General features: G+C 44.3%; 21 protein-coding genes and 3 pseudogenes. 8 read left to right on the forward strand and 16 right to left on the reverse strand.

Features of this window, described 5'->3' with window-relative positions; translation table 11 throughout:
• Window positions 1–154 precede the first annotated feature (154 nt).
• The 7 genes from BLV54_RS10660 to BLV54_RS10690 all read right to left on the reverse strand — a co-directional run bounded on the left by BLV54_RS10660 (window position 155) and on the right by BLV54_RS10690 (window position 6,534).
• Entirely contained in the window at window positions 155–1,459 is a 1,305-nt protein-coding gene (locus BLV54_RS10660) for an MFS transporter (RefSeq protein ID WP_090571514.1), read from the reverse strand.
• A 743-nt stretch (window positions 1,460–2,202) separates the two neighbouring features.
• Window positions 2,203–2,472: a SemiSWEET family sugar transporter gene (locus tag BLV54_RS10665; protein WP_090571515.1), complete on the reverse strand. Its 270-nt coding sequence runs from the start codon at window positions 2,470–2,472 to the stop codon at window positions 2,203–2,205.
• Window positions 2,473–3,330: 858 nt separating this feature from the next.
• Entirely contained in the window at window positions 3,331–3,624 is a 294-nt protein-coding gene (locus BLV54_RS10670) for a transposase (protein ID WP_090571516.1), read from the reverse strand.
• Window positions 3,625–3,637: 13 nt separating this feature from the next.
• Window positions 3,638–4,033 (reverse strand): winged helix-turn-helix domain-containing protein, encoded by a 396-nt coding sequence (locus BLV54_RS10675; protein WP_090571518.1) that lies wholly within the window; start codon window positions 4,031–4,033, stop codon window positions 3,638–3,640.
• Window positions 4,034–4,036: 3 nt separating this feature from the next.
• Window positions 4,037–4,234 carry a hypothetical protein gene (locus BLV54_RS10680; protein ID WP_090571520.1) on the reverse strand — a complete coding sequence of 66 codons (198 nt, stop codon included), beginning with the start codon at window positions 4,232–4,234 and terminating at the stop codon, window positions 4,037–4,039.
• Window positions 4,235–4,485: 251 nt separating this feature from the next.
• Window positions 4,486–4,911, reverse strand: coding sequence for a hypothetical protein (locus BLV54_RS10685; RefSeq protein ID WP_090571522.1), 426 nt, complete (start codon window positions 4,909–4,911; stop codon window positions 4,486–4,488).
• Window positions 4,912–5,877: 966 nt separating this feature from the next.
• Window positions 5,878–6,534, reverse strand: a complete 657-nt coding sequence (locus BLV54_RS10690) for a peroxiredoxin (RefSeq protein ID WP_090571524.1) — start codon at window positions 6,532–6,534, stop codon at window positions 5,878–5,880.
• 459 nt (window positions 6,535–6,993) lie between these two features.
• Between BLV54_RS10690 and BLV54_RS10695 the strand changes: the two genes are divergently transcribed.
• Window positions 6,994–7,632, forward strand: coding sequence for a phosphoadenosine phosphosulfate reductase domain-containing protein (locus tag BLV54_RS10695; RefSeq protein WP_090571526.1), 639 nt, complete (start codon window positions 6,994–6,996; stop codon window positions 7,630–7,632).
• Between the two features lie 118 nt (window positions 7,633–7,750).
• Here BLV54_RS10695 and BLV54_RS10700 read toward each other — a convergent pair whose 3' ends face one another.
• A complete protein-coding gene (locus tag BLV54_RS10700) occupies window positions 7,751–8,137 on the reverse strand; it encodes a hypothetical protein (RefSeq protein WP_090571528.1) in 387 nt (128 codons plus the stop codon).
• A gap of 557 nt (window positions 8,138–8,694) precedes the next feature.
• Here BLV54_RS10700 and BLV54_RS10705 point away from each other — a divergent pair.
• Together BLV54_RS10705 and BLV54_RS10715 are read left to right on the forward strand one after the other, a co-directional pair.
• Window positions 8,695–9,141 carry a VOC family protein gene (locus BLV54_RS10705; RefSeq protein WP_090571530.1) on the forward strand — a complete coding sequence of 149 codons (447 nt, stop codon included), beginning with the start codon at window positions 8,695–8,697 and terminating at the stop codon, window positions 9,139–9,141.
• Window positions 9,142–9,903: 762 nt separating this feature from the next.
• Window positions 9,904–13,044, forward strand: coding sequence for an efflux RND transporter permease subunit (locus tag BLV54_RS10715; RefSeq protein ID WP_090571534.1), 3,141 nt, complete (start codon window positions 9,904–9,906; stop codon window positions 13,042–13,044).
• A 161-nt stretch (window positions 13,045–13,205) separates the two neighbouring features.
• On the opposite strand, the gene BLV54_RS16475 is transcribed toward BLV54_RS10715, so the two are convergent.
• The 5 genes and pseudogenes from BLV54_RS16475 to BLV54_RS10735 all read right to left on the reverse strand — a co-directional run.
• Window positions 13,206–13,784 (reverse strand): transposase, encoded by a 579-nt coding sequence (locus tag BLV54_RS16475; protein ID WP_339389439.1) that lies wholly within the window; start codon window positions 13,782–13,784, stop codon window positions 13,206–13,208.
• On the reverse strand, window positions 13,724–14,218 hold the full coding sequence (locus tag BLV54_RS16910; protein WP_256329394.1) for an IS110 family transposase: 495 nt from the start codon (window positions 14,216–14,218) through the stop codon (window positions 13,724–13,726). Before BLV54_RS16910 ends, BLV54_RS16475 begins: the two co-directional genes overlap by 61 nt.
• Window positions 14,219–14,512: 294 nt before the next feature.
• A complete protein-coding gene (locus BLV54_RS16150; protein ID WP_176969745.1) occupies window positions 14,513–14,794 on the reverse strand; it encodes a hypothetical protein in 282 nt (93 codons plus the stop codon).
• Between the two features lie 596 nt (window positions 14,795–15,390).
• A complete protein-coding gene (locus tag BLV54_RS10730; RefSeq protein ID WP_090571538.1) occupies window positions 15,391–15,807 on the reverse strand; it encodes a hypothetical protein in 417 nt (138 codons plus the stop codon).
• Window positions 15,808–16,648: 841 nt separating this feature from the next.
• Window positions 16,649–17,617, reverse strand: a pseudogene (locus BLV54_RS10735) (IS110 family transposase); the annotation flags it as partial.
• Between the two features lie 567 nt (window positions 17,618–18,184).
• Here BLV54_RS10735 and BLV54_RS10740 point away from each other — a divergent pair.
• Together BLV54_RS10740 and BLV54_RS10745 are read left to right on the forward strand one after the other, a co-directional pair.
• On the forward strand, window positions 18,185–18,364 hold the full coding sequence (locus tag BLV54_RS10740; protein ID WP_090571542.1) for a hypothetical protein: 180 nt from the start codon (window positions 18,185–18,187) through the stop codon (window positions 18,362–18,364).
• Window positions 18,365–18,373: 9 nt separating this feature from the next.
• A complete protein-coding gene (locus BLV54_RS10745; protein WP_090571543.1) occupies window positions 18,374–18,616 on the forward strand; it encodes a hypothetical protein in 243 nt (80 codons plus the stop codon).
• Between the two features lie 65 nt (window positions 18,617–18,681).
• Here BLV54_RS10745 and BLV54_RS10750 read toward each other — a convergent pair.
• Window positions 18,682–19,032: pseudogene (locus BLV54_RS10750) on the reverse strand (phosphoribosylglycinamide formyltransferase 2); the annotation flags it as partial.
• Window positions 19,029–19,214, reverse strand: a complete 186-nt coding sequence (locus BLV54_RS17315) for a hypothetical protein (protein ID WP_371113289.1) — start codon at window positions 19,212–19,214, stop codon at window positions 19,029–19,031. The gene BLV54_RS17315 and the pseudogene BLV54_RS10750, both read right to left, overlap by 4 nt.
• 201 nt (window positions 19,215–19,415) lie before the next feature.
• On the opposite strand from BLV54_RS17315, the gene BLV54_RS10755 reads away from it, so the two are divergent.
• Entirely contained in the window at window positions 19,416–19,901 is a 486-nt protein-coding gene (locus tag BLV54_RS10755; RefSeq protein ID WP_090571545.1) for a glutathione peroxidase, read from the forward strand.
• Between the two features lie 371 nt (window positions 19,902–20,272).
• A complete protein-coding gene (gene msrA / locus BLV54_RS10760; RefSeq protein WP_090571547.1) occupies window positions 20,273–21,613 on the forward strand; it encodes a peptide-methionine (S)-S-oxide reductase MsrA in 1,341 nt (446 codons plus the stop codon).
• Window positions 21,614–21,988: 375 nt separating this feature from the next.
• Here the strand turns inward: msrA and BLV54_RS10765 are convergent, their stop codons facing one another.
• Window positions 21,989–22,615 (reverse strand): TMEM175 family protein, encoded by a 627-nt coding sequence (locus BLV54_RS10765; protein WP_143032484.1) that lies wholly within the window; start codon window positions 22,613–22,615, stop codon window positions 21,989–21,991.
• Window positions 22,616–22,760: 145 nt separating this feature from the next.
• On the opposite strand from BLV54_RS10765, the pseudogene BLV54_RS15630 reads away from it, so the two are divergent.
• Window positions 22,761–22,875, forward strand: a pseudogene (locus tag BLV54_RS15630) (IS5/IS1182 family transposase); the annotation flags it as partial.

Raw genomic sequence — 22,875 nt, forward strand, 5'->3', positions numbered from 1 at the left:
CAGGTTACCTATCGCCAGCAGAATTTACACAGCGATACTATGCAAATCAACTCGCAGCTTAATCATATGGACTCCATATTTGACAACACATATCAGTATCCGATATGAAGATTACAAAGATAGGTATTAATTTGGCAAAGACAATATTTTAAATTCATGGTGTGAATGCTGAACGCTTATCGGCAAGGCTCGCCTTATCCCGCTCAGACCGCCGAGCCAGCATCAGTCCCGCAAGACTGAACACCCCTGCAATCGTCAGGTAAAGACCGACAAGTGATGTGCCGCCTATTTCGCTGAGTGCCTGCGCGGCAATCGGAGCAACTGCTCCGCCCAGAATACCGCCCGCGTTAAAAGCCACTGACGTACCGGTATAACGCACCCGTGGTGGGAACAGCGACGGCAACCACGCGCCAAGTGGGCCATAGACAAAGCCCATCACGAACAGGGCGAATGACAGTACTGCCCATACTACCCATAGCGACCCCGAACCCAAAAGCGATCCAAACATCAATCCCATAACGATGGTTGCTGCACATCCCCATGTCAGCACTCGCACAGCACTAGTCGCATCGGCACGCACACCTGCGACAATAATACCGAGTACTAGGAACAGAATTGCAGCAAGTTGGACAGCCAGGAAAACCTCGCGATCATATCCCAAAGCGGTTGTGCCATGGGCGAGCGCAAAAGCGGTCGAAAGGTAAAAAATCGCGAAACAGGCTACCACCGCAAAAGTCCCGGCAAAGGTAGCTAGCGCATGATTACGGATCAGTTCACCGATAGGAACCGGAGCCGGAGGTTCATGTGCCAGAGCTTGAGCAAATTCAGGCGTTTCGTTGATCTTCAGGCGTGCCCACAAACCTAGCCCGACTAGAATGGCACTGGCCAGAAACGGGATACGCCACCCCCACGCCGCAAATTCCGCTTCGCTCAATCCCATGCCGATCAACAGGAATAGTCCATTGGCGGCAAGGAACCCGACCGGCGCACCCAGTTGTGGGGCCATACCGAACCGTGCACGCCACCCCCGAGGGGCATTTTCAACCGCCAGTAGCGCTGCGCCGCCCCATTCCCCGCCAAGACCCAGCCCTTGACCAAAGCGTAGAATGCACAACAATAGTGGCGCAACCCAGCCAACCGTCGCATAGGTCGGCAGGAACGCAATCAGCACGGTCGACACCCCCATCAGCATTAGCGATGCGACCAGTGTTGATTTCCGCCCGATCCGATCACCGAAATGGCCGAACAATACCGCACCAAACGGACGTGCGATAAACGCGAGACCAAAGCTCAGGAATGACAGCATCAATTGTGCAGCTGGCGAACTGGCTGGAAAGAATAATGGACCGAACACCAGCGCCGCCGCCGTCGCGTAAATGTAAAAATCGTAATATTCAACAGCCGTTCCGACCAGACTCGCGACAAGTACACGGCGATGCTGATGATAAGGACTAGTCATTATCGGTTTTCCTTCGAATCTTTCGGGTTATTGTGTATAAGAAAGATTAATAATCTTTTCTTTCATGGAGGGCGAAGATAATGAAGATGTGATAATTTGTCAAACACACTGACAAACGATCAGAAATTCACAAAATTGCGTCCGATCGAAAATAAAAGACCTTGATTCTGACATCTTTTGCTTTTCAGGCGAAAGACACCAGAGGGAAAAGCGACCGAGAAGACTAAATAGGAGCATATTAGTAACGTTACAGCGAAAATTAGCTTAAGGAGAAAGATTTCCACAGATTCCATGGACAATCATGGCATGATGGCGGGATTGGTCAGACTGTGAGTGGCTAAACCTGATTTGGGCTCAGTACTCAGTACATAGAGCACATTATCGTGATGAGGTGCCACTCAGCAAATTCCATCAGGGTAAAGGCAATAGCCTTACAAAGAATCCGGATGTATAGCAGCAATCTTTACTTTCTTAAAATCATTGACTGAAGGCTTGGCAAAAAGTGGGCGTCCATATAAGGAATCCAAAATTTCATTAAATATAGACATGAAATGGAGGACAAAGATAGAGCAATTACCCCGAACAGGATATAGCCAGGAATTTCGTGAGCAATCGATCAATTTTTTAGAAACTGTTTAAAGACTCCTGCCCTAGGTTAATCACCTCAACATAATACGGGCCGTAGCGTGTAAATTCAGGTTTCATCAGTGCGCGTGAGGCACTTGTAGCTTTTGCTAAGCCGACTAATTTTTCTCGGTGCGGGCAAAGTAAAAAAATGCACCCACCATGAGGGAATTGATCACTACTGCGATAATATTCCAAACAACCACAGGCATCGAATCAATCAAAATACCGTAATACGCCCACACGATTTGAAACGTGCCCATAATGCCTGCCATGGTTGGATTCATACCTTTAGAACTCCTTCGTTTAAGTATTACGAGCAAATCCGGGACGGCTGCAAAGGTGGTGCCGAAACCTGCCACAAATCCGATGATCTCATGCCCTTCCATTCATGCCTCCTATTGTTATGCTCTACATCCAAATCTAGCTCGATCAACTGCGCTCACAGTGGAAGATATGATAGTCTCATGGCTCTAGGTCTATGTAAAACACCCAACCCGCCATTTGAGAATTGCCCTGACCTTTCTTTCTAGTATTCACCCAACAGCACCAAGGCAACCTCAACATACCATGGCATTACTGGAGGTCTGGTATAGGATTGAGAAAAGTAGATTTTTAACTTAATATTTAATACCGTTACATATAGAAAGACCACGAGAGTATTTTTCACGGTCCAGATATTGTAAATACGGTTACAAAACAGTTACAAATATTTGGAAATAAAAAATGGTTACAAGTCAAAACTCTCAACCCTTTGATTTTTATGACTCCTTAGCCAGAACTCAAATCCAAAGCTTAGCTAGAGTAAATTTAAAGTCTCAATATTTCAAATAGGAATGTATGCAATCGGGTACTTGACATTTTGAAATAATCCACATTGTCTTATTACTTTATTAATATGTATCTAGCATTAAGTAAAATCATTTAAATAATCAATATATAATATTAACATACTGATTATAAACAATATTATTCTATGTTCAAAATTTAATCAATCCAGAAAATATTATTATAAATAACCATCTTAATAATAGTATTTACAAATTACTCACAAAGTTATCCACAGAAATTGTGGACAAATAATAATTTAATATAAATAAATTTTTAAACATCATATAAATTATGGAAATTCATATAGCAAATTTATTATTTCTATTCTGATAAGAATTAGAATTTCATCTGATCAAATTAGAGCATTCTGCATTTAAGTACGTCCATACCCTGAATTCAGGAAGTAATTTCTGCATTCATATGCTGAGAAGAGCGGGCAGTATGCTGCCGATGGTTTTCCACAAAGCATCGAATGACCGTGCCATGGCTTTTCTCAAAATGGCCTTGAGTTTTGCAAAGACCTGCTCGATAGGATTGAGGTCTGGAGAATACGGTGGTAGGTAAAGAATACGAGCGCCCCTGGCTTCAATGAGTTCTTTGACGCCTTTCACCTTATGAGATGAGAAATTATCCGCGATGACGATATCGCCCGACTTGAGGGTGGGAGCCAGCTGCGTCTCAATGTAAGTTTTAAACGCTTCGCCCGTCATGGTCCTGTCCAGGCTACCCTGGGGCGGTTAAACCATCTGCTCGCAACCCAGCAATGAATGTCATGGTTTGCCAGTGACCGCCAGGTGCATGGCCAAAACATCGTGCACCGCCTTTGGCACGCCCGTATTGCCGAATCATATTGGTCGTTGCGCCTGTTTCATCCAGGAACACAAGCTTCGAAGTATCACAGTGCTTCTGCCATGCCCGCCAAAGCACCCTGGCTTCTCTTATCTCTTCACGATCTCGCTCGCTGGCGAATACCGTTTTTTTATAGCGCCAGCCCTTTGCGCGGATAAAACGCCCCACAGTCGTGTCATGAACCTCAATGCCGCATTCCTGGCGCAAATGAGCATTCAACTCCGCTTCACTCCAGTCGCCATGTTCGCTCACCATCTGTTCGATGAACATGGCTTATTCCTCCACTACCGAACAACGCCATCCCCCGGTCGGTAGCGGCTCATAACTGTCCCGGTCTCGCCAATCTTTTACTATTCCTGTTGCCGTGCTCTCTGCAATATCCAACTTCCTGCCTGCCGCACGCGCAGACATGCCACTTTCAACCCCCTTGATCAGGCGCTTCCTGAGATCATTCGATAAGGGTTTTGGCATATGTCACCTTCTTATAGCAAGATCATCAACTATATCTCATCCTTTGAGAATCCCTTATCGACTCTATTTAAGTGCAGAATGCTTTAGTAAGGTTAAAGACAGGTAAGCAAATAATACTAATCAGACATAGTATAAGCAGATACAAAAAAACCGCGTATCAGCAATTGATATCGCGGTTTTTTTAGATTTTTGGTCTTCTGGAGTTTGAATATTTTTTAAAATAATTATTAATTCAATTGAGAGTCTACGACCTATTCAGTTATTAAACCGAGATCTCGTTTTTCTTGATCTCGTGCCATTTTTCGGTGAATTGCAGCTTCTTTCAGATTCTCTTTGATAGAATTTTCAAAATATCTGATATTAGCCAAGGTATGCGACTGAAGGTCTTGCCCTTTTCGCCCATAATAGTAATTGTGTTCTTCATATTCCTTAAGCAGCTCTTTCTGTGCTTGTAGTTTTGCTTTCATTTCATTAGCAGCATCTTCATGATGTTTTGCGAAAACATCATGATTGTTAGGGTCTATGAAGTGCTGATTCGCGCCAAGCTTTTCAGCATTCAGAGTGCTCGCTATCGGGCTCATTTGAGCACAGCCGGATAAGAAACCAACCGCTAATACAACCACCCAGAAAATATTCGTTCTCATCATAGCACCACCATAAAACAACTTTAATTCCACTCCTTTTCCTTTATTTCCTTAAAAATTTTTGTCATGTCTTATTTTAAGAATAACCATGCTGAGAATACGTTCTTTACAGGAAACACCTTTTACTCAACCTATCTTTTAATTAGAAGATTTTGATCTAATCCCCAGCAACAATCACTTTAATCATTACTCATAATAAAGTTATTGTTTTTAATGCATTAATCTTTTTATCATAGTAAAATTAATTTCTTATGATGAATAATATCGACTTAGAACACAAAAAATAAGTCCAAAAATAAGAAATTAATTGTTTCTATTATGGACACAATAAAATTGTGCGTGCGTTTATGCTAAAAACCCCAATATGGGGATTACTGAATTAAGTAGATGAGATGAGAAAATGCCTGTATCTGAATAACTTGGCAAATTTATAGCCACAAGTATCCAAGCAATATTCTTTTATATCGACACCTTTTTTATTGCACAATACTGCGTGCAAAGTGCGCAATACACAATCTCATAAGGCTACAATAGTTTTTCTCTAATAATTTATACACCTACGCGATGCAAATCTATCCTCTGCTTAAATCGGAGAGTTTCGTATTTAGAGATTTGATTTTATTTTTGAAGAGGAACAGAACGATTATTTGAGTAAATCAGCAGTCTAGTGAGGCACAAGAAAAATAGATGCCGGTTGGAAACGTAAGTCAGAGTTTGATGGTCACTCCGACACACGCATCAGAACAGTTCGGTAATATCAATATAGAACAGCGAGTTACACATAGATGAGTTCCCGAGTAGGACTCGAATCTGGGATCTGCGGATTAACGGGTGTTATAACTAGCTGTTTTAATTAACTTAATACTCACCAGCGCTCGCTAACACCCGTCAATAATCATCATATTTGTCACGTTACCACATCAAACAATATTAAGAATTCTTATTCCAGAATACTAGTATTTAATGTTTTATCGCGATACTGCAGGGAGAATCAATAAATCATGGTTGCTTTACCTTGCGAAGGTATGGCTTTACTGTTTCCCAACCTTGTGGATAAACCTTCTTAGCTTCCTCATTGCTAACCGAAGGAGCGATGATCACATCTTCCCCTTGTTGCCAATTCACAGGTGTTGCGACTTTGTGCCTTGCGGTTAACTGCATTGAATCAATTACCCGCAAGATTTCATTAAAGTTACGACCAGTAGTCATGGGATAAGTCATCATAAGCTTGATATTTTTATCGGGACCAATGATAAATACTGAACGAACGGTCGCGTTCGTAAGCGCTGTTCGTCCTTCTGCTGAACCTGTTTCATCTGCAGGAAACATATTATAGAGTTTGGCTACATGCAGATCAGTGTCTGCAATAACAGGATAACGAACGGGTGATCCACCGACATCTTCAACGTCTCTCAGCCATTTCTCGTGATCATTAAGCGGATCAATACTAAGCCCGATAAGTTTAGTATTACGCTTGTCAAATTCTGATTGAATATTGGCCATATACCCTAGTTCTGTTGTACAAACAGGTGTGAAATCCTTTGGGTGAGAAAATAATACTACCCAATGATCTCCAATCCATTCATGGAAATCAATCTTTCCTTGTGTAGTTTCTGCCTGAAAATTAGGTGCTTGATCATTAATGCGCAATGCCATAGGTGCCTCCTGTAGCTCCAATTTATTAAATGTATATTGAAATTAATTATAACTATAACTTAATAGACAAAACGAATATTAAAAATTTTACTTGCTTACACCGCCCGACAATAAATAACCGAGTATTTGAAAATGTATTGAAAAAATTATAAATTAACTTTAGCTTTTATTACTTATTACCCGTCAATGACCATCAGTAGTGTGACATTCAAAAATAAAATCATACGTATATTATTTTGTATGAAAATAACTGATAGCTTGTCACTAATTAAGAAAACTAAACGGAATTGATTTAATTTAACTTCTCAGGCTGGCATCACCAAGGTCCAATACTTGAATTAGAAATAATCCATTTTTGATCGCTTACCTGTCAAGGTTGACAATATAACGAATTATTTAGTAATTTGCATTCTAAAACCGGCTTACTTTTTTACTTTAGCCAAACTGAATCAACCTCAAATGACGAATAATCAAATTGCAGAGTACAATGTAGCGTTACGAAATAAACCCGCATTAGAGATTGTGCGTTGGGCCATCGCACGGGCAAACGGTCGTGCTGTTGTGTCAACCAACTTCCGCCCTTATGAGGCAGTTATTCTTCATCTTTGCATTCAAGTACAACCGGATATTCCAGTACTTTGGGTAGACCATGGTTACAACCGACCGGCAACTTACAAATTTGCTGAGCAGCTCCGTGATAGCCTCAATCTTAATCTTAAGACCTATCTTCCCAAGCTAACCGCAGCCCATCGTGATGCAATTTATGGCCCAATTCCAAGTATCGACGATGAAGCCGAGCTGAAGAAATTCAGTGCGATGATGAAATTAGAGCCCTTTCAACGTGGCATGAAGGAGCTTGCACCTACAGTTTGGTTGACTGCATTACGCAAAGTACAAAATCCGAATCGCGCTAGACTAGATATTCTTTCCGAGGATAAGACTTATCACACCATCAAAGTCAGCCCCGTTTTCTACTGGACGGATACCGACATGGAAACCTATCTCAAGCAGCATAATTTACCAAATGAATGGGATTATTTTGATCCAGCGAAAGCTGACGAAAAACGCGAATGCGGCCTACACATTAATGAGGAATAACATGCTGGCGGATTCAGTTCTGAGGATAAGTAGCCGTTGCTACCACTGCCCAAGCAGCTGATATGCGCGAATCAATCGGATCACACATAAAATGGCCCAACACCGTAGCGCTTATGGTTTATAAATATGGATAAAGCCATATAAAGGTTATTGCAAAAACTGTTAGCAAACAGATCAAGAGTTCATTACATATAAACCTATAGGGCTTGATGGTGAAAGCATCCGCAAGCTCTGTACTGGTTTTCTTTGCTACATCCATTTCTAGAAATCTTATTCGACGATAAATTGGTCTGTTTACAAACCAACGAAGGCACTCAAACACTAACAAAATACATGTTAAGCCAATTTGTATAAAAAGCTCTTCTTTTATAAGCATATGTATTTGTTCAGAAGAAAATAGCCAACCGAGCGCAACCAAATGTATGGTGATAGATATCCAAACATTTGCAATGTACTGTTTTGTTAGAAATTTTAGCGCATCTAATTTCCCTGCATCTAAGTCCATAATAGCTACTCCTTGCCCTGTCGTTCGACGATATTCGTTCCTTTATTATGGGGGCGCTGGTTAAGAAATGAAACAGATTTCTTTTAGATATTTTGAAGTGCCCCCCTCTATTGATCAATGATGTGAATCAGTGCATGAAAGCTGCCAGTAGGCATTCTATTGTTCGATAAGAATTATTATTTCTAATCTGATAATTGATTTATCGTGATTTCTATTTGATTGCAATTGCTGAAGCTTAATCTTTAGCGCCCACTCTTTTTCTGTCTGAAAATGCATTACTATTCATCACGTAATGTTATAGTAATTTTTGTCACGTTACGTAAGCAACTGATTGATTTAATGAATATTATTAATGATTAGCAGGAGTTATAAATAACTGTTTTTATTAATATTAATCTCGCCAGTGCTCGCTAAGACAGGTTATTGTCACGTTTATTCCATGAAGATATGATATGAGTAAACATGAAGCATTGAAGTACTATCTCAGCTTTCATTACGGGTACGAAATGATACTCTTCGGGATATATTGACAAATATTTTAATGACGAGGCAAATCTATGAAAGCAAACGCAGTAGGCATAAATCATGTGGCATTAGAAGTTGGAAATATTGATGAAGCGTTGAAATTTTATGGCAACTTCTTGAATTTCGAAGTTCATGAAAAAAATGAGATGCAAGCCTTTATTTATTTTGGGGATCAATTTATCAATTTTACAAAAAATGATAATAGACAGCCTGATCAAAAGCGACACATTGGAATAGCGGTAGATAATAAGGAATTAGTGAGGCAGACACTTGAACAGATGGGGGTCAAACTTTTAGAAGGTCCTTTTCTTGATTTTCTTGATCCTTGGGGAAATCGAGTGGAAATAACTACTTATATCAATATTCAATATACAAAAGCTGACCATGTATTGCAGGGTATGGGGCTTGGTCATCTGAAAAAAACTGAGCAAGCTTTGGCTGAATTGAATGCAAGAGGTTTAGGACCTAAAAAATTATGATAATAGCTAGGTATTCTGGGACCCAATAATTTTTTTTAGAAATGTTTCCAAAATAGATGGAGCTATATAAGGATAAGCTGCTAAGTTAGCCTAACAACTTCATCCATCAACCTACTCTGCAGTATAGATGCACTAATTCTGAGTCATTTGTCATAACAGCAATATGGGTCAAATCTACAAGGTGGAGCACTTTCCAACGCCGTATTTGATAAAACCGCCAGATTTCCTGCCGATCAGTAGATTAATCGGTTACGTTTATGGATATTCACTTACAGTATTCTCCTGAATGTTGTAAATTCTTACAACATTGTTTTACAAGCCCTTTATTGGAAAAATCAGGAAATTATTGAAGAATTCAAGGATGTACACTATGAGGATTTATATTGACGGACGCAATCCGCTACGTTTATGGCATCCTACACCTTACATATGTCGTTGCGGATTCCTTTGACCCGCTCGGTGATAATACGAACGGTAGTGAAAAAACTGCGACGTAAGCTCAAGTTCACCATGCCGAACTGCATGCACATCACCGACAATTCGCATAACAGCCTGCTGGCAAGGGAAACTGCGATAGTATGTAAGATCAATCAGGATTACGTAATTCTCACATCGAGCAACAGTCAATTCCTGCTAATCTTAGTCAAATCGAGTCCTGAAACCGCCGCCATGCGCTCCTTCACTAGCGAACAGAACATTGTAATGGGCAGTACGTTTCTTCTGAACAACGAGCACAATAAGCTCGCCGAACTGGAGTAAATCATGCTCGCCTCAATTGTGCGTGCTATGCTCAAGCAGCGCCTGCTGGTGGTGGCGGTGGCACTCCTTCTGTGCGGCGGGGGATTTTTTGCGGCAAAGGAGCTGACAGTCGATGCTTTTCCCGATGTGACTAATATTCAAGTGCAGATCGCCACCGAAGCAATCGGTCGCAATCCTGAAGAGATCGAGCGATTGATCACAATACCGATAGAACTCACCATGACCGGCCTGCCGGGGTTGGTGGAGATGCGCTCCCTGAACAAAAGCGGGTTATCGCTTATCACGCTGGTGTTTACCGACAAGACTGATGTTTACTTTGCGCGCCAACTGGTGATAGAACGGCTGATCCGTGTCGCGCCTAGGATGCCGCCGGGCGCTACGCCGGAGCTCGGCCCGGTATCGACCGGCCTGGGAGAAGTCTATCAATATACGCTTGACCGTCCCGACGACGGGCAGCGTGTACTCACGATTGAGGAGTTGACTGAACGGCGCACCATTCAGGATTGGGTAGTGCGGCCGATGCTGCGCTCGATCCCGGGTGTGGCGGAAGTCAACTCCATCGGCGGTTACGTTAAGCAATATCACGTGCTGATCGATCCCAACCTGTTGCGCCATTATGATCTGACACTGTCGCAAGTTGACCACGCCATCGCGAGCAACAACGCTAATGCCAGTGGCAACATCCTGGCACTGCGCCCGGAGCAGTACCTGATCCGCGGCGTCGGTCTGATCAAAACACTGGAAGACATCCGCAACATCGTGCTGAAAGAAATTCAGGGTGTACCAGTATATGTGCGCGATGTGGTTGAGGTAAAATTCGGCACCGAAGTGCGCCAGGGAGCCAGTATCAAGAATGGTTACACTGAATCTGTAACCGGAATTGTGATGATGTTGCGCGACGGCAACGCCAAGGAAATAGTAGGACGGGTTAAGGAAAAAGTTAACGAGATAAACACGCACGGCCTCTTGCCGGGCGGGCTCCAGATTGTGCCCTTTTACGACAGCACCGACATGGTGGATGCTGCTCTGGCGGCAGTGAACAGTACCTTGATCGAGGCCATGATCTTCGTGATCGCAGTATTATTTGTCTTCCTCGGCAACTTGCGCACTAGCCTGGTAGTGTGTTCGACACTGATCGTCACACCGCTAGTTACTTTTATGGTGATGAACCAGCAAGGGATGCCGGCCAATTTGATGTCGCTGGGAGGATTGACAATTGCCATCGGCATGATGGTGGACCCGATGGTGGTAGTGGTGGAAAACATCTTTCACCGTCTGGGACAGGCCCGCAACACGGGAGAATCAAAGATTGATATCATCGTCAAGGCGGCAGCCGAGGTAGGTACCCCGGTGATCTTCGGTGTCATCGTCATTATCCTCGTATTTCTGCCGTTGATGACGCTGGAGGGCATGGAAGGCAAGATGTTTAACCCGCTCGCTGTGACCATCGCCATCTCATTGCTGGTAGCGCTGGTTGTTTCGATGCTGCTGTCGCCGGTGCTCAGCGACTACCTTCTGCAACCTGGTGCTGACCACGACACCAAAATTGTCTCCACTCTTAAATCTCTCTACCTGCGCGTACTGAATTTAGCGCTGTCCTATCCGAAAACCACTGTGATGCTGTCGCTAGGCTCCCTATTGCTGGCAATCGCCTTGTATCCATTCCTTGGTAAATCTTTCATTCCGATCATAAAGGAAGGCGCAGTGACACCGGTGATTATCCGTGTGCCATCGATTTCTCTGGATGACGCGATTCAGCTGGAAACTGAGGCGATGAAACTGATTGCCGCAATCCCAGGGGTAAAGAGTGTAGTATCCAAGCTCGGCCGTGGCGAATCACCCGCCGATCCGGCGTCGCAGAATGAGTCCGATCCTATTGTGGTGCTGGATCTGGAGAAATCCGGCCGCACCCAGCAGGAGATCGAGGAGGATATCCGTAAAACGCTGGCAAAGTTGCCCGGCGTGAGTATTATGCTGTCGCAGCCGATTGCGGCGCGCGTGGACGAAATGATAACCGGGGTGCGCTCGCAGGTTGCAGTTAAAATCTTTGGCGATGACCTGGAAGAATTGCGCAAGTTGTCGGAGCAAGTGGCGCGTATCGTCAAATCAACGCGCGGTGCACGCGATCTCCGTATTGAGCGTTTATCTGGCCAGCAAGCGCTGACCATCGATATCGACCGCCACGCCATTTCCCGTTACAGCCTCAACGTTTCCGATGTGAACGAGCTGATCGAAACCGCTATCGGTGGCAAGGCAGTCACCCAGGTGTTCGAGAATGAGCGCCGCTTTGTATTGCTGTTGCGTTACCCCGAGCAGTCCCGCAATAATATCGAAGTTATTCGTGAACTCTTACTGCGCCCTCACGGCAGCGCCGGTCCAGGCGAGATGCTGGCACCCGGTGGTGTTTTAGTGCCGCTGAGCGCGGTGGCGGAGATCAAGCTCATGGATGGCCCTGCGGTCGTTTCGCGCGAATACGCCCACCGTCGGGTGGTAGTCGGTGCCAATGTGCATGAACGCGATTTGGGTGGTTTCGTAGCTGAGCTGCAAGAGCGCCTAGCCAAGGAAATTCAGTTACCTGCCGGCTACTATTTCGTCTGGGGTGGACAGTTTGAAAACATGGAACGCGCCATGGCGACACTCTCCGTAATCGTGCCGATTACCTTGGCAATGATCTTCTTCTTATTGTTTATATTGTTCGGCTCAATCAAACTCGCCGGGCTCATTTATCTGGTTTTGCCGTTTGCCTCAGTCGGCGGCGTCATCGGTTTGTTCATCAGCGGCGAATACCTATCAGTGCCCGCGTCAGTGGGCTTCATTGCGGTATGGGGCATCGCGATATTGAATAGTGTCGTGTTGATTTCTTTCATTTGGGAACTACGTAAGCAGGGTTTGGATGTGAAGGAAGCAGTGAGAAAAGGCTGCGAACAACGCTTCCGCCCCGTGCTCATGACCGCCTCGGTTACAATATTGGGTCTGATGCCATTCTTGGCCACCACCGGCCTTGGCTCCGAAGTACAGAAACCGCTTGCCATCGTCGTGATCTGTGGGCTGACCACTGCGACCATGATGACAATGGTGGTCATGCCTATGTTATATCGCTGGTTTGACGATCAGCCTGAGAAGAATCTGATAAGAACATCATGAAAGTGATTAGCGCAATTTCTTGAGCTGACTCTGATTCAGTGAACGAGCAAGTCATCGGTTTATGCAGCAAATTGACTGCGAATGTAAAACTGATTGGCGAAATTAGAAGATGTCTGGTTACCAAAGCAATAGGGGTCACACAGCAATAGCAGCAATAGGGGTCAGATACTGTCTTGAATTGCAAGTGTTGAATGATTGAAGTTTGCATCAAATGGTTGTCCTGATTTAATAACTCCGTAAATCAAATGTGCCAGCTTACGCATAACTGCTCCTACAATGGCTTTGGGGGCCAAACCTGTGGTACTTAATCTATCACCGAACGTTTTTAGTATTGGATTATGATGCCTGGCTACCAAGCTAGGCATATACAGCGCGCGGCGAAGCTCGTTGTGCCCAGTACGGCTCATCATCGTTCTGCCTTTGACGGAACTGCCCGATACGCGTTGTCGAGGTGTGACACCAATGAAAGCTGCTAATGCCTTAGCATTGGTAAAACGTCGCACATCTCCCGCATAAGCCAACACTTTTGCAATGGTAGTATCACCGATGCCAGGGATGCTGCGGAGCAGCTCGGCATCACGCTTAAGATCAGGGTGCCGGTCAATGTGATCATTGATTCTGTGTTCTAGTTCTTTAATCTGCTTGTTAAGCCAGTCCAGATGGATTTGAACATCTTGCACTAAGCGTGTTTGTCCACTTGCCAGATGCGCTTCCATGCGGTTACTTTCCTGCTGATGCATTTCCTTGAGTGCTTGCAAGCGATCGACCCAGCCGCGTAATTCACGCCACGCAAGGGCGAAGGTGTCCAAAACCCAGGATGCATGGCTGCACAAAATCGGGCCAGTAACGTAGCATCGGCTCGATCTGTTTTATTACGCGCGAGTTCGCCTTGTGCAAAGCCTTTGATGCGGGCTGGATTTACCACACTCACGCGCCAGCCCTCTGCCACAAGATTGGTTGCCAATGTTTCGCTATAAGGACCGGTAGCCTCCATACATAGATGCGTTTGCTCAGGTATTGCGTCACGTTCACGAAGCCAATCTGTAAAAGCCTTGTAGCCTGTGGGCGTGTTGTCAAACACTTTGGTTCTGATTTTGTTGTTGATGAATAATGCTATGTCGAATTTACGCTTGGCAACATCAATGCCAACCACACAGGCTATTTCATTCATCATTCGTACCTTCCTCGTATGCAGGTTTTATCTGTCTAACAGTCTACCCAAGTTACTGTTCGGTTTAATTGAATGAGAAATGAACCGCAGCACCTATCTGACCCACAGGCTCATACACCTAAAGTCTTGCCGGTGTCTTGCGATTCTGCCTGTTCAACACGACTATTGCAGTGCTTTTCATCGGCAGCGTCAATATACGAAGTCTTGCATTATATTATCCGTTAATGACCATCAGTAGTGTGACATTCAAAAATAAAAGGGGCTGTAGTAGATTAGCTTATCAACTAAGCTAATCTACTACAGCCCCGCTCCTTCCCGACAGATGGAAAGTTTAGGATAGCGCTCTTTCCATGAAAAAATTTGGAGTCTTCCAGACTGGAGTACTTTTCGAGGGGTAAAGAGATTATGAGGCCAATTGAGTTCGAAATTGCTACATCCCCAGACTTGTGCCGACTCAAGCCAGCGGTATTCAAGAGCGCGATTAACCCAACCACCACAGCACCAGCGTGGAGGACGAATATCCCAATCTGGATGATTATCAAACGAAAGCAGTGAAAATGGCTCCTGAATCCTCCGCATCCAAACTGCACTCAGGTGATGAAAATCACCAGAACCATAAAGAATAAAGGGGCGTAAATAAGGTTTAATCTCTGAATAAAAATTCTCAATTTCACTAATAGGGGCTGAGAAACGGAGTCTAGGTCCCCAAATTTGCAAATTTACTGAAGGAATCTGAAGCATGGAAGCTGTAGACGTAAGCGCTCCGTCAAGGTCAAGGTAAATTTGAGTAGAGTATTGACTTGCCATGTAATATGAAATTTTTTAAGAAAGACAAGAATTTTGATGAACCTGGCTGTCAATGCTTTTCAAAGATACTTCAAAGATGCGACAGCGATAAATTATCACTGTTGCTATTTGGAGTCTAGCCTTACGGTATGTAGTTTAGAAAATAAATAAACTATACAAGCTTGTAGCAAAGGATCTGATCGGTTTTATCTGAATCCAGGGGGTGAGTTCCAGATAAGAAGAATGGGTGCGATTACAAACCTCCGGGGAAGCAAAACAATCCAATGACAAGCTCAAGCTTCAAATTAGGTGGCTCACCAAATCGGATAAATCTGGTAACTGGTTTATTGCGGTTTCAATTATTTTTAGTATTTCGCCTTAACACCAGCTTAGGTTACAGACTCTTTGCCAGAATAAGCCCCAACAACAATTGCAACAACTTGAAGAATAAAGACAAAGAAACTCATTCGGACACTAAAAGTGTTGATTATGCCACCAAGTACACCAGCAAAACTAACGATGCCGAAAACTGTTATCACGCCGACAGGTATTAGGAAGCCATAAAGCAAGCGGGATACGTTGGTCGAGATGTATGACCCCGCAATAATGGCAATGTATGACGAAATTCCTGGGGCAAGTACCCATATCTTTAATATATTGAGGAAAGAGTCTGAATCTGGATCATTGATTCGAGGAATTGGAATACTGAACAAAATTGACATCAGCCAAGCAACCACAATCCATGCGATAGCAAAAGTTACTAGTGCTACAACAATCCCAACGAAATCTTTCAACAAAGCTTTCATATAGCTATTCCCTAATATTGGCAATCCGTATAAACAACGGACTTAAGTAATCATTTCTGTGGCGATGCAGGATCATTGTCACTCTGACATACTACAGACCACAGCTCAGCGGGTAGTAATCTTCGTACCTCAGTCAAGAATCCGGACCGGTACTCTGGAGTGGTAAAGTGAAAAGTCACGCAGCGATCATCGCGTTTCCAATCTTGATCTTTTGTCCCACCCCATGGAATGCGGTTATTGCCACTTTGTTGTGAGTACTGAGATAGCGATCTTAGACAATTGACAAGTGCAAGATCGTTAGATTTGATAGTGATGCTAAATTTATATGCAGCGTGATTCATTGTAATGTGATCTCTTATAAACCTAACATAAACCTAACGTAAGGTAGTTGATGGGAGTGTATCGCAATGAGAAATAGAATATTTTATTTAGAAAACCTTCAAATAATAAAGCATCAACGCTTAATTTAATTTCTTCCCGTTCAAGTAACATACATGGACGCCCACATTTGCCAAGCTTTCAATCGATGATGCGTCAAAGGTAAAGATTGCAGCCATACATCCGGATTTTTAGTGAGGCTGTTGCCTCTATCCCTGATGGAATTCGCTGAGTAGCTCCTAATCACGGGGGCGCACTTTATGTGCTGTGTTACTTACAGGTTTTTCTACTCACGGTCTTACCAGTATCGCCATCACTTCATGATTGCCTGTGCAATCGGAAAAATTCCTCAATAATTCGTTGTTACTCAGATTTTATTCAACCGCCACGATTATATTCCGGCCACGATAGTTGCCGGAATATAATCGGGGTGGAATTTTCGGTCGTTAGTCAAGAGTGCTCACACAATCCGGGCATTCTTGTTCGCCAGTGCAACCGCCGCCACATTTTTGTTGCATCTAGTCATCAGCTTTCTCAACCAACCTTCTGGCTCTGCCCTATTCTCGGCAAATCGAATCACGGCTCTTGCTCCATGGATCAGCAGCGTTCTGAGGTAAGTATCCCCTCGCTTGCTAATGCCCAGTAAATTCTGCTTGCCGCCACTGGAATGCTGTCTGGGCACCAATCCCATCCATGCAGCTAACTGACGACCACTCTTAAATTCCTTGGCTTTGCCTACAGTTGCCACAATTGCACTGGCCGTGATCGGGCCTATTCCAGGAATCTCCTCCAGTTTCCTGCTGGCTTCGTTCTCACGGTGCCACAGCACGATCTGCTTTTCCAGTTCATCTACCTGACGATCCATCTCCTTCAGGTTCTCTGTCAACCGTTTCAGCAAATTTCGCATCAAGCCAGGCAAGTCGTTCTCACCATCTTCCAGGATCTCCGGCATCTGCTTCATGATCGATTGTATCCCCTGGGGTATCACGATCCCAAACTCTGAGAGTAATCCCCGTATTTGGTTTGACTGTGCAGTTCTCGCCTTCACAAATCCCTGTCTGGCACGATGCACCGACAGAATCGCCTGTTGCTCAACGTTCTTGATCGGTACAAAACGCATGTTGGGTCGGCTCACCGCTTCGCAGATCGCTTCCGCATCCGCCATGTCATGCTTGTTGGTCTTCACGTAGGGTTTGACGAACTGGGGTGACATAAGCTTGACAGTATGCCCAAATTCACTCAGCTTCCTCGCCCAGTGATGTGAGCTACCACATGCTTCCATACCGATCAGGCATGGCTCTAGGTTCGCAAAATATTTCGCCATGTCTTTCCGCTTCAACTGCCTGCGCAACACTGCCTTGCCGCGCTCATCCACACCATGAATTTGAAATAATGACTTTGCCAAATCAATACCAATTATCGTAATTTTCATTTCGGACGCTCCTCTCTAGTTACGTGGCTTTCAACACCACTGCTTTGGCACTCTGTTGCCGTTTAGGATAGTTGGGCGTCCATTCCATTACGGGGGCCACAAATACATACCGCTAAAAATTAACTCTCAAATATAGAGATTTTTGCTTCTCCCCTCAAGTAAAAATGAATCTGTCATGACAAGCGACCGGTAGTGAGCCTGCGATGTATAAAGCTGGTGAGCGGACGGAAGCGCAGTCAAGTCAGTGATAAAAATTGCAACATGGCAAACGCATAAATCCCTAGGAGGGCACTGCTTGGCGCACGCTACACAAAAGAGCGAGAGGTGCCTGTTGAGTGATGCGCGATTGACACGGTTTTATAGTGGGTTGCCATTTGAAACACAATAACTAATCCATCGGAGATATCAGCATGCAATGAAAAGTGAACTCTCCAATAAAGCCGAGTTCTTAGCTCACCTGATTACGGGATAAGCGGGGTTTGAGCTGATTACTTCATCCGTTCAACGAAGTCATCGGTTTCCCTGCATATTTACACGCGGATAGAAAATCTGGCGCAATTAGGCAACGTGTCGATATCGATCATCATTAATCAATTGCTGGAATGTGGATTTGAAGCAGTGGTTAAAGAGCTGCTACCGGAAATGGCGAATAAAGTCAAAATGATCATAGAAGATCAAATAAAGCGACCTCTCATCGGTGAGAAGATTAAAGCCGAAAAAAAACCTAAATCACTATCCAGCAAATAGCCTTCAATCATGTCACCGCGCTTATTGCTTCATGGTTACGACACCTTAGAATGCGCCTATTACCTCACATCGGGTCAGGGCTGTTTGATCGACTATGAGCAATTGACTGTGGACAAAGCAGCGTTATGCCAAGCCAAACCGCGCAAACCCAAACATCCCAAGCTCGGCAGTGAAGAATTCCTGTTGGCACCACATAGAACCAAGAGCGACTACCCGTTTTTGATCGAGAAAAGGCTGGCACTTCAAACTTGAATCTGCCGGTAAATATACAATTTACAAGAAAGATTAACCCAACTTGTCAATGCCAATCCTTCACTTCAATTTTCCGGCTTTATGGGTACAATCCGGCTAGCTGCGAGTTTTGCCCGTGTTCTCGCCTCAGAGGTATCTGTGCCATTTGCTAAAGCCACGCCCATGCGACGACGGGCGAATGATTCCGGCTTGCCGAAGAGGCGCAAATCACTTTGCGGTACGCGTAGCGCTTCATCCACACCAGTGAAAGCGATACCTTGTTCTTCCAGTTGTCCATAAATTACCGCACTCGCACCGGGTGCACGCAAGGTCGTGTTGACGGACAAGCCAAGTATGGCGCGAGCATGCAGTTCGAATTCGCTCTGCACCTGACTGCACATGGTTACCATACCGGTGTCGTGCGGACGTGGACTTACTTATGTGGGCGATGAGCTACCTGATGTCCCGGTGCATTGGGATAGCGATCCACAGCGATAGTTTCTACTCCCAAGCGCTGCAATGCAATGATCACTTCCTTGCCGAGCTCTCCGCTACCTAGCAACATGACTTTGGTTGCGGAAGGGCTAAGTGGGGTACCTATAACGAATCGTTTGCTCATGGTATGTTTCGAAGAGAAAAATTGTAAATAGCGGAAAATATACTACTGAAGCGCACATATTTTCGCAGCAATCGCGGAATAAAAATGTGAGATGATTCTTTTTACTCGATAGACAATGCTTGTAGTTCCCACTTGCTTATGCAAACGCGTGAACTATTGCTCCGTCGCCATCGGCCGCAATCATCTAAAAAAGAGGACACAATGGAAACAAAAACAATTTATTCGATTTCAGTAAAAAAGAATGATGGCAATGATATAGTTCTTGATAAGTATCGAGGGAAAGTATTGCTGATCGTCAATGTCGCCAGTGAATGCGGTTTTACTCCTCAATATAAAGGCTTAGAGGCGTTATATCGCCAGTACAAGGAAAAAGGATTGGAAATTTTAGGTTTTCCATGTAATCAATTTGGCGGACAAGAACCTGGTAATGATGAAGAAATTAAAAACTTCTGCTCGCTTAATTATGATGTAACTTTTCCTTTATTTGCCAAGATAGAAGTAAATGGCGAAAGTGCTCACCCCCTTTACCAGTATCTGAAAACTGAACAAAAAGGCATTTTAGGAACAGAAGCGATTAAGTGGAATTTCACCAAATTTTTAGTTGATCGCAACGGTGAAGTCGTTAAACGTTTTGCACCTCAAACGACACCAGCGGAGCTAGAGAAAGAAATTAATTCGCTACTATAATTGAGGAAGTGTAGGAAAAATAACCATCTTTTTCATAGGAACTGAATGTACTGAGCGCTGAATTAGTTATCTAAAACATAGATGACTGATCAAAAATTTACTTCATTCCGATTCAATTGGCCGAAAAAGCTAAAAGTTTTGCAGTATTTTTGCCGCTTCAGACAAATTAATCCGCTTTCACTACCCTCTCTGAGAGTCGAAAAGAAATGACACCACAAAGCATATTGACAATAATTGCCTGCAATGTATAACTCGAGTAAGTTATAAACTGGCAGATACGCAAGATTCAGAATGTAAGTTCTATTCAAACGTGAACTGAAGCTATCCCCAAATTTCGAAAATTTATCAAAATTAAGCATCAGGGATAAATAATGAAAGCTATTATTGCAGCAACATTAAGTTTATTAATTGTTATGACAGCATTTGCGATGGAGAAAACAGTGATATCCAGCCCCCTAGAATCGAATCAAAATATCAGTTCAAAGACAGATTACATTGTCTTAGGAATGGGTTGCTTTTGGGGCGCCGAGAAGCGCATGAGCGAGATTTCGGGTGTTCTCGATGTAGAAAGTGGTTATGCAGGCGGTGACCTTCCTGGCGTTGGCTACCAGCAGATATTGAATCATGAGAAGGCGCTTCGCGCAGGCAAGGCTGCAGGACGGAATCATGCCGAAGTGATCAAGATAACTTTCAACCCAGAGAAAGTAACGCTGGAAACCGTGTTGGCGAAATTCTGGGAAAACCATAATCCAACACAGGGTGACCGTCAGGGCAACGACATCGGCAGCAATTACCGGAGCGCAATTTATTATCATGACGCAACCCAGAAAGACCTTGCACTGGCAACGCAGAAAGTTTACCAGCAGGGACTGAATGCCGTCGGCTATGGTCCGATCACAACTGAAATCCTGCCACTGAAAAATTACATCACAGCCGAGGAATACCACCAAGACTATCTGAAGAAGAATCCCAACGGATACTGCGGCCTCGGCGGCACGGGGGTAAAGTACCCCGCATCGAACCAGAAGGCTGCACAAAATGATCCATTAAGCAGTGGAGCAATTACTGATCGCATGAAGCCGCTGAATGGCAAAGATTTAAACTTTGCTCAGCAATTGGTTATTTTTGAGGCCGAGAATTGCGATTTCTGCAAGCAGTTTGACGAGGATATTCTCAATCGCTGGCAAGCAGCAGTACCCGTCGTTGCAACGATGAACGCCAACTCTCCTGCCGGTTGGACACTGGAAAAACCATTATTTGCTGCCCCTACCATTGTGCTGTTCAGAAACGGCAAAGAAGTCACCCGTTACACGGGATATAACGGGGAACAATCAAATTTCTGGAAATGGCTGGGCTTTCAGTTATTGTCGCCGGAACAACAGAAAATCGCCTTTGAGCAAGGCACCGAACCGCCGTTCACTGCCAATAATTTGGATGAAAAACGTCCTGGTAAATTTGTCGATCCGATTACGGGTGCTACGCTTTTTCTCAGCCAGACAAAGTTCGATAGCAAGAGTGGCTGGCCCAGCTTTATCGACCCTGTTGAAGGATCAGTGACACTCCATGAAGATAATTCACATGGCATGAAACGAATCGAAGTCCGCAGTGCAAGTTCAGGCATTCATCTTGGTCACGTTTTTAATGATGGCCCGGCTCCCAGCTTCAAGCGCTATTGTATCAACGGCAATGTCCTGAAGTTCATCCCAGATTGATTGAGAAGAAACGTATCCCTCTTTATTTACCTTATACCATTTCCAAATCAAACATGACGCGAAGGCGATCCGCAGACAGTATAAATAATACGGCAAGGAGAAGCCGACAAAATCGGGTTTGATTTAGAAATGGAATTAGAGAGGTATGCAGATTTTCATGGAACAGCCTCCATCCGCAATCTTCGACCTCTAAAAGTAAATATGTGCTTGCCCTAGTCTGATCCAATCCAGGCCTTTGCTGATACGATTACCTTACTGTGGATCAATAATGATCTTTCCATGTTGATCGTATGTCATGCAGTTTCTCAAGGCCCTTGAGCACAGGATTAGTAGGCAATGCACGCAACCAACACCTTGCTCGAAGTGCCCTTGCTATCAATGGCGCTTCGTTCGCCAATACCCGGGCATAATGTAGAACAAAGGGATCATTACAAAGATTGCATACGATAAATAGAGCGATACATAGGCGAGAGGAACTGCGAGCAGATATTCAGCGGTTGCAATCAAATTCTGAAGCTGGATTGCGGCATGATGCCTCGCTAGATCCTGGTTATGGACAAGTTGGCGGAACACAACTTGGCGAAGCAGCGCAAAGGAGCCAATGACGCACGCGAGAACAACAGAATACAAAGCGACAGCAAACGGCTCAACGGGATTTTGTCCGAGATAGGCGGTTGCGAACAGGATCAGGGACATCCAGAAAAGCAAGTTGCTGTTTGCCCAGAGTAGCGGCCGATCAACCAGGCGAATAGGGTGCAATAGATAGTGGTGAGCCACCCACATGAGGATCAGTAAGACGAAGCTCAGCACGTAACTAAAAAATACCGGTGCTACGGCAAGCAATCCCCTCAAACTCGGTTCGTTCGGCGCCTTGAGCTCCAACACCATGATGGTGATGATGATGGCGATGACACCGTCACTGAAAGACTGCAGGCGATCCGTGCCTAGGTTTGCTATTGGATCGTTCTGATTCATAAGTACCTCACGTAATTTATACGACAAAATGTCTCATAATCTGAAACGGAATGTCATATAACTTGACTAAGTGTTCCTAGGGTCTGTTGACGTTTTGAGATAAGTATTTCATAAATAGAAGCAAACTCGTAATATTGAGAGGTTCTCACACCACCAATAAAACGAGTTTGCGATGCCCCGATTGATGCTCAGCGATGAGTTCTGGTCGAAGCTGGAGAAAATTCTGCTTCAAGAAGCGATTTATAACAAGCGCAATTTGCGCATGGCAGTAGAAGGTATGCTATACC

The sequence above is a fragment of the Nitrosomonas sp. Nm33 genome (assembly GCF_900107265.1).
In the GTDB taxonomy this organism is placed as follows: domain Bacteria; phylum Pseudomonadota; class Gammaproteobacteria; order Burkholderiales; family Nitrosomonadaceae; genus Nitrosomonas.

Coding starts and splice junctions, on each gene's coding strand:
- BLV54_RS10660 (WP_090571514.1), bottom strand. CDS start 1,459: ATGACTAGTCCTTATCATCAGCATCGCCGTGTACTTGTCGCGAGTCTG.
- BLV54_RS10665 (WP_090571515.1), bottom strand. CDS start 2,472: ATGGAAGGGCATGAGATCATCGGATTTGTGGCAGGTTTCGGCACCACC.
- BLV54_RS10670 (WP_090571516.1), bottom strand. CDS start 3,624: ATGACGGGCGAAGCGTTTAAAACTTACATTGAGACGCAGCTGGCTCCC.
- BLV54_RS10675 (WP_090571518.1), bottom strand. CDS start 4,033: ATGTTCATCGAACAGATGGTGAGCGAACATGGCGACTGGAGTGAAGCG.
- BLV54_RS10680 (WP_090571520.1), bottom strand. CDS start 4,234: ATGCCAAAACCCTTATCGAATGATCTCAGGAAGCGCCTGATCAAGGGG.
- BLV54_RS10690 (WP_090571524.1), bottom strand. CDS start 6,534: ATGGCATTGCGCATTAATGATCAAGCACCTAATTTTCAGGCAGAAACT.
- BLV54_RS10695 (WP_090571526.1), top strand. CDS start 6,994: ATGACGAATAATCAAATTGCAGAGTACAATGTAGCGTTACGAAATAAA.
- BLV54_RS10700 (WP_090571528.1), bottom strand. CDS start 8,137: ATGGACTTAGATGCAGGGAAATTAGATGCGCTAAAATTTCTAACAAAA.
- BLV54_RS10705 (WP_090571530.1), top strand. CDS start 8,695: ATGAAAGCAAACGCAGTAGGCATAAATCATGTGGCATTAGAAGTTGGA.
- BLV54_RS10715 (WP_090571534.1), top strand. CDS start 9,904: ATGCTCGCCTCAATTGTGCGTGCTATGCTCAAGCAGCGCCTGCTGGTG.
- BLV54_RS16475 (WP_339389439.1), bottom strand. CDS start 13,784: ATGCATCAGCAGGAAAGTAACCGCATGGAAGCGCATCTGGCAAGTGGA.
- BLV54_RS16910 (WP_256329394.1), bottom strand. CDS start 14,218: ATGATGAATGAAATAGCCTGTGTGGTTGGCATTGATGTTGCCAAGCGT.
- BLV54_RS16150 (WP_176969745.1), bottom strand. CDS start 14,794: ATGCGGAGGATTCAGGAGCCATTTTCACTGCTTTCGTTTGATAATCAT.
- BLV54_RS10730 (WP_090571538.1), bottom strand. CDS start 15,807: ATGAAAGCTTTGTTGAAAGATTTCGTTGGGATTGTTGTAGCACTAGTA.
- BLV54_RS10745 (WP_090571543.1), top strand. CDS start 18,374: ATGTCACCGCGCTTATTGCTTCATGGTTACGACACCTTAGAATGCGCC.
- BLV54_RS17315 (WP_371113289.1), bottom strand. CDS start 19,214: ATGAGCAAACGATTCGTTATAGGTACCCCACTTAGCCCTTCCGCAACC.
- BLV54_RS10755 (WP_090571545.1), top strand. CDS start 19,416: ATGGAAACAAAAACAATTTATTCGATTTCAGTAAAAAAGAATGATGGC.
- msrA (WP_090571547.1), top strand. CDS start 20,273: ATGAAAGCTATTATTGCAGCAACATTAAGTTTATTAATTGTTATGACA.